The organism is Paenalcaligenes sp. DL 463 (assembly GCF_057475185.1).
Window position 1 is genome coordinate 694,650 of the sequence record NZ_JBYBKX010000001.1, and the last position, 12,663, is coordinate 707,312.

General features: G+C 48.8%; 11 protein-coding genes. 10 read left to right on the top strand and 1 reads right to left on the bottom strand.

All coding sequences use genetic code 11. The features are described 5' to 3' along the window. Window positions 1–91 precede the first annotated feature (91 nt). From AC2UZI_RS03220 to AC2UZI_RS03265, 10 genes are all read left to right on the top strand, one after another. Window positions 92–562, top strand: a complete 471-nt coding sequence (locus tag AC2UZI_RS03220; RefSeq protein WP_486942385.1) for a F0F1 ATP synthase subunit B — start codon at window positions 92–94, stop codon at window positions 560–562. Window positions 563–576: 14 nt separating this feature from the next. Then, a complete protein-coding gene (locus AC2UZI_RS03225) occupies window positions 577–1,116 on the top strand; it encodes a F0F1 ATP synthase subunit delta (RefSeq protein WP_486942386.1) in 540 nt (179 codons plus the stop codon). Window positions 1,117–1,152: 36 nt separating this feature from the next. Then, window positions 1,153–2,694, top strand: coding sequence for a F0F1 ATP synthase subunit alpha (gene atpA / locus AC2UZI_RS03230; RefSeq protein ID WP_486942387.1), 1,542 nt, complete (start codon window positions 1,153–1,155; stop codon window positions 2,692–2,694). A 101-nt stretch (window positions 2,695–2,795) separates the two neighbouring features. Further along, the gene (atpG, locus tag AC2UZI_RS03235; RefSeq protein ID WP_486942388.1) at window positions 2,796–3,710 is read left to right on the top strand and encodes a F0F1 ATP synthase subunit gamma; all 915 of its coding nucleotides are present in this window, start codon (window positions 2,796–2,798) and stop codon (window positions 3,708–3,710) included. Window positions 3,711–3,756: 46 nt separating this feature from the next. Then, window positions 3,757–5,178, top strand: coding sequence for a F0F1 ATP synthase subunit beta (gene atpD / locus AC2UZI_RS03240; protein ID WP_486942389.1), 1,422 nt, complete (start codon window positions 3,757–3,759; stop codon window positions 5,176–5,178). 9 nt (window positions 5,179–5,187) lie between these two features. Next, window positions 5,188–5,610, top strand: a complete 423-nt coding sequence (locus AC2UZI_RS03245; RefSeq protein WP_486942390.1) for a F0F1 ATP synthase subunit epsilon — start codon at window positions 5,188–5,190, stop codon at window positions 5,608–5,610. Between the two features lie 212 nt (window positions 5,611–5,822). Continuing rightward, complete coding sequence (locus AC2UZI_RS03250; RefSeq protein ID WP_486942391.1) at window positions 5,823–6,632, top strand: hypothetical protein; 810 nt, start codon at window positions 5,823–5,825, stop codon at window positions 6,630–6,632. A gap of 32 nt (window positions 6,633–6,664) precedes the next feature. Beyond that, the gene (hemE, locus tag AC2UZI_RS03255) at window positions 6,665–7,738 is read left to right on the top strand and encodes a uroporphyrinogen decarboxylase (protein ID WP_486942392.1); all 1,074 of its coding nucleotides are present in this window, start codon (window positions 6,665–6,667) and stop codon (window positions 7,736–7,738) included. 308 nt (window positions 7,739–8,046) lie between these two features. Continuing rightward, on the top strand, window positions 8,047–10,149 hold the full coding sequence (locus AC2UZI_RS03260) for a primosomal protein N' (RefSeq protein WP_486942393.1): 2,103 nt from the start codon (window positions 8,047–8,049) through the stop codon (window positions 10,147–10,149). Between the two features lie 12 nt (window positions 10,150–10,161). Continuing rightward, window positions 10,162–12,228, top strand: coding sequence for a UvrD-helicase domain-containing protein (locus tag AC2UZI_RS03265; RefSeq protein ID WP_486942394.1), 2,067 nt, complete (start codon window positions 10,162–10,164; stop codon window positions 12,226–12,228). A gap of 87 nt (window positions 12,229–12,315) precedes the next feature. Here the strand turns inward: AC2UZI_RS03265 and AC2UZI_RS03270 are convergent, their stop codons facing one another. Continuing rightward, window positions 12,316–12,552, bottom strand: a complete 237-nt coding sequence (locus tag AC2UZI_RS03270) for a hypothetical protein (RefSeq protein WP_486942395.1) — start codon at window positions 12,550–12,552, stop codon at window positions 12,316–12,318. Between the last annotated feature and the right edge of the window lie 111 nt (window positions 12,553–12,663).

Sequence of the window (12,663 nt, forward strand, 5' to 3'; positions counted from 1 at the left end):
TGCGAGTAATGATTTTGTACCGCTCTCGACTTGAATATATGGTGTCAGGTACTGAAATGCCCGACACAAGTGGTATTTAAGGGATACGACCGTGAATTTAAACGCGACTCTCTTTTTTCAGATGATCGTGTTTTTCGTCTTGGCGTGGTTTACGATGAAATTCGTATGGCCCCCACTGACGAGAGCAATCGATGATCGTCGCCAGAAAATTGCCGATGGGCTAGCTGCTGCCGATAAAGGTAAAGCAGATCTAGCGCAGGCTCAGGCACGAATCAGTCTGATGGAAGCATCCGCCAAGTCTGATAACCATTCGCGCTTGGCCGAGGCTGAGAAACAAGCCGCTGCTCTTATCGAGCAAGCTCGTAGCGAAGCCGAGAAAGAAAAGGCACGTATTATCGCGCAAGCTCAGCAAGACGCTGTACAAGAAGTACAACGTTTACGTGATGGCTTACGTGGTGATGTGGCCGTATTGGCCGTTAAAGGCGCTGAGCAAATTTTGCGACGCGAAGTAGACGCTAATGCACACGCCGAGCTGCTCGAGCAGCTTAAGGCAGAACTTTAATCTGAAGGTAGGCCATGGCTGAACTATCGACTATTGCCAGACCTTATGCTGAGGCTCTGTTCGCGGCGATAAGCAACGAACAAGGCGCTCTAGAGCAGTGGTCGGCCCTGTTGTCCGAAATGGCTCAGGTGGCCGATCTCTCTGATGTTAGCGAAGCATTAACTACACCCGCTCTCACTAATCAACAGCGTCTTGAGCTTTTCTCGGGTCTGATTAAAACGCCAGTCAACACAATGGCGCAAAACTTTCTCGAATTGCTTATTGATAACGAGCGTTTGCTGCTATTGCCGCAAATTGCCGAGCAATTTGAGATTTTGAAGCACAAACATGAAGGTACAGCACTTGCACGTATTACCAGCGCTTTTCCCCTCGAGGATGCGGTGGTCAACGAACTTGTTGCATCCCTTGAAAAGAAATTCGGCTTGAAGCTAAAGCCCGAGGTTACCGTTGACGCTGATCTAATTGGTGGCGTCCGCGTGATGGTTGGTGACCAGGTGCTTGACACTTCCGTGCAGGCCCGGTTGGCCCGCATGCGCGACACACTGGCAGCCTGATGGCGGGCCAGAATACAGGATTCCAGGAGTCTGAACATGCAACTTAACCCGTCTGAGATTAGCGAATTGCTCAAAAGCCGTATTGAAGGCCTGAGCTCGTCGACAGACATTCGCACGCAGGGCACGGTCGTTTCCGTGACCGACGGTATTACACGCATTCACGGTTTGTCCGATGTGATGCAGGGCGAAATGCTCGAGTTCCCCAACAACGTTTACGGTTTAGCGCTTAACTTAGAGCGTGACTCCGTAGGTGCGGTGATTTTGGGTGAATACACCGGTGTTTCTGAAGGTGACCCCGTTAAAACAACAGGTCGCATTTTGGAAGTACCAGTAGGTCCAGAGCTACGCGGTCGCGTAGTGGATACCTTAGGTAATCCTATCGACGGTAAAGGTCCTATCAACGCTAAAGAAACCGACGTTATTGAAAAGGTTGCTCCTGGCGTTATTGCTCGTCAGTCGGTAGATCAGCCTTTGCAAACCGGTATTAAAGCGATTGACTCCATGGTGCCAATTGGCCGTGGTCAACGTGAGCTAATTATTGGTGACCGTCAAACAGGTAAAACGGCTGTTGCTGTTGACACGATCATCAACCAAAAAGGCAAAAACGTAACATGTATTTATGTTGCGGTTGGCCAGAAAGCATCAACGATCAGTAACGTTGTGCGTAAGCTCGAAGAGCACGGTGCTCTTGAGTACACCATTATTGTTGCCGCTGCGGCTTCTGAGTCTGCTGCGATGCAATACTTGGCACCCTACTCGGGTTGCACAATGGGCGAGTACTTCCGTGATCGCGGTGAAGACGCTCTGATCGTATACGATGACTTAACCAAACAAGCGTGGGCTTACCGTCAGGTTTCGCTATTGCTGCGTCGTCCTCCAGGTCGTGAAGCTTACCCAGGTGATGTGTTTTACTTGCACTCGCGTTTGCTCGAGCGTGCTGCTCGCGTTAATGCTGATTACGTCGAGAAATTCACAAACGGTGCAGTGAAAGGTAAAACCGGTTCTTTGACCGCGTTGCCTATCATTGAAACCCAAGCGGGTGACGTTTCAGCTTTCGTACCGACGAACGTAATTTCCATTACCGACGGTCAGATCTTCTTGGAAACTGACTTGTTCCACGCTGGTGTACGTCCTGCTATTAACGCGGGTATTTCCGTATCCCGAGTGGGTGGTTCTGCACAGACTAAAGTGATCAAGAAAATGTCTGGCGGTATTCGTACTGACTTGGCTCAGTACCGTGAATTGGCAGCGTTTGCGCAGTTTGCATCTGATCTTGATGATGCGACTCGTCGTCAGCTAGAGCGTGGACGTCGTGTGGTTGAGCTGTTGAAACAGCCTCAGTACGTTACCTTGCCCGTCTGGGAAATGGCCGTCAGCTTGTTTGCTATTAACAATGGCTACTTTGACGACCTAGACGTTGAGCAGGTGCTTGCGTTTGAAAAAGCGTTGAAAGACGCGCTGCGCAACAAAAATGCTGAACTGGTTAACCGTATCGAAGATACCAAAAACCTCAGCAAAGAAGATGAGGCTGAATTGGTAGCCGCCATTGAAGACTTTAAAAAGCACGGCGCTTTCTAAGTCTGCAAGCTAAGGCATGGGCGCTTGCCTCTGCTTGGGTATCGCCCTAATTAGAGGGGCAGGTTTTTCCTGTCCCGATAACGCCTTTACAGGAAAGTGTGATGGCCGGAATTAAAGAAATTCGTACAAAGATCAAGAGCGTGCAAAACACGAGCAAGATCACTAAAGCCATGGAAATGGTTGCTGCATCCAAAATGCGTAAAGCGCAAGAGCGGATGCGTGCTAACCGTCCTTATGCGACGAAAGTGCGTGAAATTGCAGCGCACCTTATGCAGGCACACCCCGATTACACTCACCCTTACATGGTTGAGCGTGAAGAACTTAAAGCGGTTGGTGTGGTTGTAGTAAGTACTGACAAAGGGCTTTGTGGTGGACTTAATACCAACATTTTAAGATTGGTATTGGCTCGTCTGCGCGAATTTGAACAACAAGGTGTCCGTGTGCAGGCAACTGCGCTGGGCAGTAAGGCTGCTTCAACCTTGGCTCGTATTCGTACCAATCTGGTTTCTCAGGAAGTACAGCTTGGCGACGAACCAAACCTTGAGCGTTTGATTGGTGCTATCAAAGTTCAAATCGATGATTTTGTCGACGGCAAAATCGATGCGGTTTATTTGGCGACAAGTCGTTTCGTCAACACAATGAAGCAAGATCCAACATTCATTCGTTTGTTGCCATTGCCAAGTGGCCTGAATGATCCTTTCCAAACCGGTCTTGACGATGCTGCGTCTGAGGATGCTGGCGTACTGAAGTCCGAATACGGTTGGGATTATATTTACGAACCCGATTCGAAAACAGTGATCGATGAACTGTTGTTGCGCTACGTTGAAGGTCTAGTCTTTCAAGCGGTAGCCGAAAACATGGCATCGGAGCAATCGGCGCGTATGGTTGCAATGAAATCTGCATCAGATAACGCCAAAAAAGTAATTGACGAGCTGCAACTGGTTTACAACAAAACCCGTCAAGCCGTTATTACTAAAGAAATTTCAGAAATCGTGGGGGGTGCTGCTGCTGTGTAATACAGTGAGGCAGCTAACCATATAAGTTATTAAGCAAGGACTAAACATGAGCAACGGTACCATCGTTCAGTGCATCGGCGCCGTGGTGGATATTCAGTTCCCCCGCGACAGCATTCCTAAGGTCTATGACGCGCTTTTGCTTGCAGACGCAAGCTCCAAGTTCGCTGAAGAAGGCCTTACTTTTGAAGTGCAACAGCAATTAGGTGACGGTGTGGTTCGCACCATTGCTATGGGCTCCAGCGACGGTCTACGTCGTGGAATGGAAGTCAGCAACACAGGCGCTGGTATTTCAGTGCCAGTGGGTGAAGCTACTTTAGGTCGCATTATGGACGTTTTAGGACGTCCTATTGATGAGGCTGGCCCCATCCCAACTGAAGAGCGTCGTGAGATTCACCAAGATGCTCCTACATTTGATGAGCTATCCCCTTCGGTAGAGCTACTCGAAACGGGTATTAAAGTGATTGACTTGGTTTGCCCCTTTGCTAAAGGCGGTAAAGTGGGTCTATTCGGTGGTGCCGGGGTTGGTAAAACCGTTAACATGCTTGAGCTCATTAACAACATCGCTAAACAGCACAGTGGTTTGTCGGTGTTTGCTGGTGTGGGTGAGCGTACACGTGAAGGTAATGACTTCTACCACGAGATGGCTGAAGCCGGCGTTATTCAATTGGATAACATCTCCGAGTCTAAAGTGGCGATGGTGTTCGGTCAGATGAACGAACCACCGGGTAACCGTCTTCGTGTTGCGCTTTCAGGCCTGACGATGGCTGAGAAGTTCCGTGACGAAGGTCGTGATATTCTGTTCTTCGTTGATAACATCTACCGCTACACGCTAGCCGGTACAGAGGTTTCAGCGTTGCTAGGCCGTATGCCTTCAGCCGTGGGTTATCAGCCTACACTGGCGGAAGAGATGGGTAAGCTTCAAGAGCGTATTACGTCAACTAAAACAGGTTCTATTACGTCTATTCAGGCCGTTTACGTTCCCGCGGATGACTTAACTGACCCATCACCTGCTACCACGTTCTTGCACTTAGACTCTACCGTTGTATTGTCTCGTGATATTGCCGCGTTGGGTATTTACCCAGCCGTTGATCCACTCGACTCAACCAGTCGTCAGCTCGATCCACAAATTGTGGGTGAAGAGCATTACCAAGTGGCTCGTGGCGTTCAACAAACACTACAGCGTTATAAAGAGTTGCGTGACATTATTGCTATTTTGGGTATGGACGAATTGTCGCCAGAAGATAAGCAAATCGTGGCACGTGCACGTAAGATTCAGCGTTTCTTGTCTCAGCCTTTCCATGTGGCGGAAGTGTTTACCGGCGCTCCTGGTAAGTTCGTTTCATTGGCAGAGACCCTACGCGGCTTTAAGATGATCGTTGAGGGTGAGTGCGATGCGCTACCCGAGCAGGCCTTCTACATGGTCGGCGGAATCGACGAGGCTTTCGAAAAAGCGAAGACTCTTCAGTAAGGAAAACTCATGGCTACTCTTCATATTGACGTGGTCAGTGCCGAAAGATCAATGTTTACCGGTGAAGCTACCTTTGTGGTACTTCCCGGTGAGTCGGGTGAATTAGGTATTTTGCCAGGTCACACTCCTTTGATCTCACGTATTCGCCCCGGCACACTGAAGATCGTGAAGGCTGACGGCAACGAAGAGCATATCTTCGTTGCAGGTGGCATTCTCGAGATTCAGCCGGGTAAGGTTACGGTTTTATCCGATACAGCCATTCGCGCTGACGATTTGGATGAATCCAAGGCCTTAGAGGCTCGTGCTCGTGCAGAGGAAGCACTGCGAAACACGAAAGAGGAAGCCGATATAGCGGTAGTAGAGGCAGAGCTAGCGATGCTAGCTGCGCAAGCTGCTGCAGCTCGTCGCTTTAAGCAGTCGCCACGTCATTAATTATTAACGTAGCGTACTGTTATACCTCTGCAAAAGCAGGTGCCGTGAGGTACCTGCTTTTGTTTTTTCTGCTCCCTTCGTTCTTGGTGTTGCTGTTTTAGTCAATACGTAGTTTCCGAGTTGTATAAGTACGAATTGCGGGAAGTCACCACCTCACCTACATTACGGCTTCAGTGTTTTTTAAACCTATATTTATATGGAAGCCGTAAATCGTGTTAAATGAAAAAATGGATTGTGCGTTATTGGTGTTGGATGGCGAGTCAGAGTGGGCAGAAGGGTACGAGGGTAGTTATGCGCTTGGTAGGCTTAATTTAGAGGTCTTAGATACAGCACATTTGCCATTGCCCTCTATAGACTCCACAGAGGAAACGTTACGTGCGATGGAGATGCATCTGATGCGATTTGATGCCTGCATTCTCCCAGTGTCCCATGATAATCTAGTGTGGGTACGCAAAAGCTTACAGATGGCGCAGTCGTTCTTTCACACGCCGATTTTCTGTTTGCTTACCTCCGATATCAAGGCGGCCGCTTTAGATGATTTGCTGTCCTTAGGCGTGGTGGATTTCTTACGTACGCCTATTTGTATCGAAGAGATCCGTATCCGCATCCAGATGCACAGACGCGATCGTAAGGCAGCCATTGCCCTAGAGGACCCCATTCGTGGGCAGTATCGTCCGTTGAGTCCATTGAAGGTAGGGGCGGGGATCGATCTGGAAGAAGACCGCTTATGTGCGGCTATTTTGTATCAAGGCGGTGCAACGTTAGAGGCGTTCGCAGCGGCGGTTGCTATCCGTTTTGCGACCTCGAAAGAGTCGTTTAAGCAGGTTAAAGAAATTGTTGTATCACGATTCGAGTGCGCGTATATCTCTGCCGCACTAGCGCGCAGTTCAGGTAATATCGCCATGGCCGCTCGATCCGTGCAAAAACACAGACGTGCTTTTTGGGCGTTAATGAAAAAGCACAATATAGACGCTGACGCATTTAAATCTGCGGCAGTATTCAATACACAAACTGATGGTTAAAATCATTAGGCATTTTTCACATAGGGATTGCCGTGTCTTTACCAGAACTTAAAAATGATGTTTTGATTCGTTCTTTATTGCGAGAGCCCGTGCCTTACACGCCGGTTTGGTTGATGCGCCAAGCAGGGCGCTATTTGCCAGAGTATCGTGCCACCCGTGCCGAAGCGGGTTCGTTCATGGGCTTAGCGCAAAATAAAGAATACGCGTGCGAGGTAACCTTGCAGCCATTACGTCGCTTTGACCTTGATGCGGCCATCTTGTTCTCCGATATTTTGACCATCCCACATGCCATGGGCTTGGGGTTGGATTTTGTAGAGGGCGAGGGCCCCCGTTTTGCTCATCCATTACGCGATGAGGCTGACGTAGCAAAATTAGAAATTCCTGATATGGCGAAGCTGCAGTACGTTTTTGATGCAGTTGCCCTTATCCGTAAAGAACTCGATGGCAAAGTACCGCTCATTGGTTTTGCGGGTAGCCCATGGACAATCGGCTGTTATATGGTTGAAGGTCAGGGTTCGCAAGATTACCGATTAATCAAAAGCATGATGTACAGTCGTCCTGACCTTGTACATCGTATGTTGGAAATCAATGCAGATACGACGATCCAGTATTTAAATCATCAAATTCAAGCCGGTGCGCAAGTAGCTATGATTTTTGATAGCTGGGGAGGGGTCTTATCCGATAGTTTGTTCCAAGAGTTCTCGCTGCGTTACACCAAACGGGTGGTAGACGGATTGATTCGCGAGCACGATGGGAAACGTATCCCGGTTATTGTGTTCACGAAAGGCGGCGGTCAATGGCTTGAAGACATCGCTCAGTGTGGCAGTGATGCAGTGGGGGTAGATTGGACAGTCAACCTTACGCAAGCTCGTAAGCGCGTCAACGACTCTGTCGCGTTTCAGGGTAATTTAGATCCTATGACGATGTTTGGCGGAGAAGAGGCGATCCGACGTGAAGTGCGTCGTGTTATCGACGACTTCGGTGTAGTGGGCTCCGGAGGACATGTGTTTAACTTCGGTCACGGTATCTCTCGGTTTACGCCACCAGAAGCCGTTAGCGTGCTGGTAGACGAGGTTCATCAGTACAGCGCTCAAATGCATAAGTAAACAAGTGGTTAGAAAAAGGGGCGTAACGCCCCTTTTTCTATGTCTCAGTGTAGGTTGTGCACACCTTGGTGGATAACTTGTTTAGAGTTGTCAAGCTCAAGTCGATATTTAAGTGTTCGTCATAAGGCATTGAATATAAACGTTATATTCGACTTATACACAAAGACTGTTATTATTTACAGTGAATGAAACGTTATTATCCACTGTTTGTCCCTCGAATTCTCCCCAAAGTTATCCACAGGCTCGGTTAAGCGTATCATTTACGACATTGGCGTTTTAATCTCTTTATCTATGCATCGTACGTATTCATGAATGTATCTGGCATTGTCGACTCAAACTCGCAGATCGAAGGTGGAGGTGGCCGGTATTGGTTAGGAGTGGTACTTGATGTGCCGCTGGATGCTGTCTTTGATTATTTTCATGATCAAGCGGTAGCAATTGGTAGCCGAGTGATTGTCAATTTCGGTCGACGTAAGGTTATCGGTGTCGTGGTTAGCACTCCCTTACACCCTGCGTTTTCAGCAGAGAAAGTGAAGGCGATTGATGCGGTGCTAAGCGATACTCCACCTTTATCCGAGGCTTTTTTGACGATGGCGCGTTTCGCTGCCAGTTATTACCAGCGTCCGCTCGGAGAGGTGATCTTGCCGGTGTTACCAGCAAGTCTTCGAAAGTTGTCTGCCTATACGGGAAAACAGTCTGCTGGTGGGCCGGTTGAGCGCTTGGCTAAGCGTAAAGTACAAGCGCCGGCGAAAGTACCTAGGGATACGCCTCCAGAGCTTAACGACGAGCAAAAAGAGGCCGTGGCATTCATCACGGCGAAGCAGGCAGTCAGTACATTTTTGCTGTTTGGTGTTACCGGTAGTGGCAAGACAGAGGTTTATTTAAATGCGGCACTGCAAGTGCTTAAACAGGGTAAGCAAGTTCTGTTTATGGTGCCCGAAATTAATCTGACGCCGCAGTTTGAGCTGGCGTTAAGGCGGCGCTTACAACACGATGATGGCGAGTACGAGCTTGCGGTATTACACAGCGGCCTTTCAGAAGGACAGCGTTTAAAAGCGTGGTTGGCGTGTACGTCGGCTACGGCAAAAGTATTACTAGGGACACGGCTTTCTATTTTCACGCCGTTACCCGATTTGGGCTTAATCATTGTTGATGAAGAACATGACACCTCGTATAAGCAGCAAGAGGGCTTGCGGTACTCTGCCCGCGACCTCGCCATATGGCGTGCGTATCAACTTGATGTGCCAGTGGTATTAGGGTCGGCGACACCATCCTTAGAAAGTTGGGCGCATGCTAAGGCAGGACGTTATCACTTATGCCATTTACGTCAGCGTGCGCGGGCCGTTGCCATGCCCGATGTAACGCTTGTTGATACGCGTCGGGCGCAGTTAAAAGACGGTTTTGCTCCGCAGTCGTTAAAAGCATTGCAAACCAGTCTTTCGCTAAAGCAGCAAGTTTTGGTGTTCATTAATCGTCGTGGGTATTCACCGGTACTGAACTGCAGCTCATGCGGTTGGATAAGTCAATGCACACGGTGCAGTGCTTACACGGTTTTGCATCGTTTGCCTTCAGGCCGCTCTTGCTTGCAGTGCCATCACTGTGGCTTTCAAACGCCTACTCCTAAATATTGCCCCGATTGTCGTGATCAAGATTTAAAGCCCATGGGGCGCGGGACGCAACGTATCGAAGAAGCGCTTAGCGAGCACTTTCCTCAGGCTCGCGTTCTTCGTATTGATGCAGATAGTACGCGACGTAAGGGTGCGGCAGAGGCGTTATTTGCGCAAGTGCATAATGGCGAAGTCGACATCTTGGTCGGGACGCAAATGGTAGCTAAAGGGCACGACTTTGCGAATTTAGGGTTAGTGCTTGTCTTGAATGCGGACACCATGTTGTTCGCTCAAGATTTTAGAGCCCCTGAGCGTTTGTTTGCTCAGCTTATGCAGGTGGCTGGAAGAGCAGGGCGTCATAGCGGTGGCGCCAACGTTATTATTCAAACGGAATACCCTGAACAAAATGTTTATCAGGCTTTACTCCAGTATGATTATGCGGGGTTTGCGCAGAGTGCGTTAAGCGAGAGGGAGGCCATCGGATTGCCGCCTTACGCTTTTCAAGCCTTATTAACGGCTGAAGCAAAAGAGCTGGCTACGGCCCTACGATTTTTAACAGCCGCTCGTCAATTAGCGGACACGGCTGATAGAAAACTGCCGGGGGTTGAACAGCTTCGGCTTTATGACCCAGTTCCTTTACGTATTGTCCGGGTAGCGAATGTTGAGCGAGCCCAGTTATTGGTTGAAAGTGACCATCGACCCTCATTACAAGCTTTCTTACGTGCCTGGTGCTTTGAGTTGCAAGCCTTAGGACGTAGCCATAAAGTGAAGTGGGTGTTAGAGGTCGACCCTTTAGAAATCTAATGCAGAACCTATATGCTTGAATCCACGCAGCCTGCCACAAATAGTGTCCCTCATGATATGAACGCGATGCAACGCCAAGCGGTGCTGCATTTGGACGGACCTGCATTGGTCTTAGCTGGCGCAGGCAGTGGTAAAACGCGTGTTATAACGCAGAAAATAGCCTATTTACTGCGCGACTGCGGCTATAAGGCGAGAAATGTCGTGGCCTTAACCTTTACGAACAAGGCCGCTCGCGAGATGAACGAGCGCCTCATGCAGCTTGTGGACCCTAAGCTGGCTAGAGGCATTACGGTTAGTACATTTCATTCATTAGGCTTACGATTCTTGCGCGAAGAGTCTACGCACGTAGGCTTAAAAAACACCTTTTCCATCATGGATGCGAATGACAGTTTGGGCATTATCCAAGAGCTATTAGCCACGACCGACAAATCACGGCTGCGCAGTGTGCAGCAAGAAATTTCGTTATGGAAAAATGCGCTGCTTAATCCTGATGAGGCCGAGCGCACAGCCAATACGCCCAGTCAAATCGAGGCCGCTAAAGTCTATCGTAATTACTGTGCAACGCTAGAGGCCTATCAGGCTGTTGATTTCGATGATCTGGTTCGCCTTCCTGCCCAGATACTTGAAAAGCATGACGACGTTCGAGAGCGTTGGCAGAAACGGGTACATTATTTGTTGGTGGATGAGTACCAAGATACAAACTTATGCCAATACCGGTTTTTGATGGGATTGGTCGGCGCTAGAGGTATGTTTACGGCGGTAGGCGATGATGATCAAGCGATATACGCGTGGCGTGGTGCAACGGTCGAGAACTTAGAGCGCTTACAAGATGATTTTGATCAGCTAAAACTGATTAAGCTTGAGCAAAACTATAGATCGGTGCAGCGTATCTTGGCAGCGGCCAATAATGTAATTACCCATAATCCGGTCATTTTTGGCAAGAAGCTGTGGTCTGACTTAGGGATCGGAGAAGCCATACAGGTGAAGGCCGCCGATAATGAACAAGCCGAGGCCGAATGGGTGGGGGTAACGTTGTCTGCCGAGCGCTTTGACCGTAAAGCAATGTGGCGAGATTTTGCCGTGTTGTACCGCAGTAATCATCAAGCACGTATTATCGAGCAAAGCTTACGTGATATGCGCATTCCTTATGTGATTTCTGGTGGGCAAAGCTTTTTCGACAAAGCTGAAATTCGCGATATTTTGGCTTACTTACGCTTGATCGCTAATGATCAAGATGACCCCGCTTTTATTCGAGCGGCGACCACGCCTAAGCGCGGTATCGGTCAAGTCACACTACAAAAACTGGGCGAGTTTGCGTCTCAACGTGGGTGCTCATTATTAGAGGCGGTGCATGAGATTTCACTAAGTGACGACCTACTCGAGCGACAGTTGCAGCCTTTGCAGACGTTTGTGGGTTTTATCACCCGCATCCGTGATAAAGCAGATCAGCCGCAGGCACAGGCCGACGAGTTGCTGGATGAATTACTGAATGCCATTGATTATGAACGCTATCTTTATGACGTTTTTGATGAGCGTCCGGCACAAATCCGCTGGACCAACGTTTTAGAGTTAATTGGTTGGTTAAAACGTAAGGCTTCTGAAGATGGGATGGGGTTACGCGAGCTTGTGCAACACGTCGCTTTAGTGACGATGCTCGAACGAAATGAGGATGAAGAAGAGCCTGATGCCGTCCGTCTTTCTACCTTGCATGCCTCCAAGGGTTTAGAGTATCCCCATGTGCTTTTAGTCGGCGTTGAGGAGGGACTTTTGCCTCATTTAGGACGAGAGGATGAAGATTTTGGCGATGATGAAGACGTGATTATGGCAGGGCGTATACAAGAAGAGCGTCGTCTGATGTATGTGGGGATCACCCGCGCTCAGCGCAGCTTACGCTTAAGTTGGTGTAAACGTCGACGTCGAGCACGTGAATATGTTGTGCGTGAGAAGTCTCGTTTTATTGAAGAAATGGCCTTAGAGGCGATGTCGGTGACGGAAAGTCCCGAAGATCAGGCTCTTAGTCCTAAAGAGCGCTTAGGACGATTAAAAGCCTTGTTGAACACGAAAAGCGCTCAAACTTGATAATGATAAAAAAAGCCTGCAACAACAATGCAGGCTTTTTTGTGAACGTTTTCAATAGTGATTACGTTCGTATTCGATTCGTACTTTCTACCACAATGCAGAGCTAAAGCGTGGATCGCGTACGCGCGCTTCACAGTAGGCTTTGGCTACTTTTGCGCACACATGTTTTACACGTAGTGCAGCACGTTTAGTAGCGTTAGCCGTTGTTTCAGAGGTAGAAGTGGTATCTTCTGATGCCCCGTTGTCTGGGGTTATTTGCACTACATCGCGCTCGGATGAATTGTTCCAACGTATGTACTGCGAATAGGAAGTCATAGTCGACATTTTTGATGCCTTATAAGGTAAATGACTGATAGAACTTCCATTATAGGGTTAACCCTACACCTTAGTCAAGGGTTAACCCTAGTCCGTCTGGAGGGGGCGATGATTCCTTTC

What these genes read in the sequence shown, in the direction of transcription:
- atpA (WP_486942387.1), top strand. Translation starts at nt 1,153, where the DNA reads ATGCAACTTAACCCGTCTGAGATTAGCGAATTGCTCAAAAGCCGTATT.
- AC2UZI_RS03260 (WP_486942393.1), top strand. Translation starts at nt 8,047, where the DNA reads ATGAATGTATCTGGCATTGTCGACTCAAACTCGCAGATCGAAGGTGGA.
- atpG (WP_486942388.1), top strand. Translation starts at nt 2,796, where the DNA reads ATGGCCGGAATTAAAGAAATTCGTACAAAGATCAAGAGCGTGCAAAAC.
- AC2UZI_RS03225 (WP_486942386.1), top strand. Translation starts at nt 577, where the DNA reads ATGGCTGAACTATCGACTATTGCCAGACCTTATGCTGAGGCTCTGTTC.
- atpD (WP_486942389.1), top strand. Translation starts at nt 3,757, where the DNA reads ATGAGCAACGGTACCATCGTTCAGTGCATCGGCGCCGTGGTGGATATT.
- AC2UZI_RS03270 (WP_486942395.1), bottom strand. Translation starts at nt 12,552, where the DNA reads ATGTCGACTATGACTTCCTATTCGCAGTACATACGTTGGAACAATTCA.
- AC2UZI_RS03265 (WP_486942394.1), top strand. Translation starts at nt 10,162, where the DNA reads ATGCTTGAATCCACGCAGCCTGCCACAAATAGTGTCCCTCATGATATG.
- AC2UZI_RS03245 (WP_486942390.1), top strand. Translation starts at nt 5,188, where the DNA reads ATGGCTACTCTTCATATTGACGTGGTCAGTGCCGAAAGATCAATGTTT.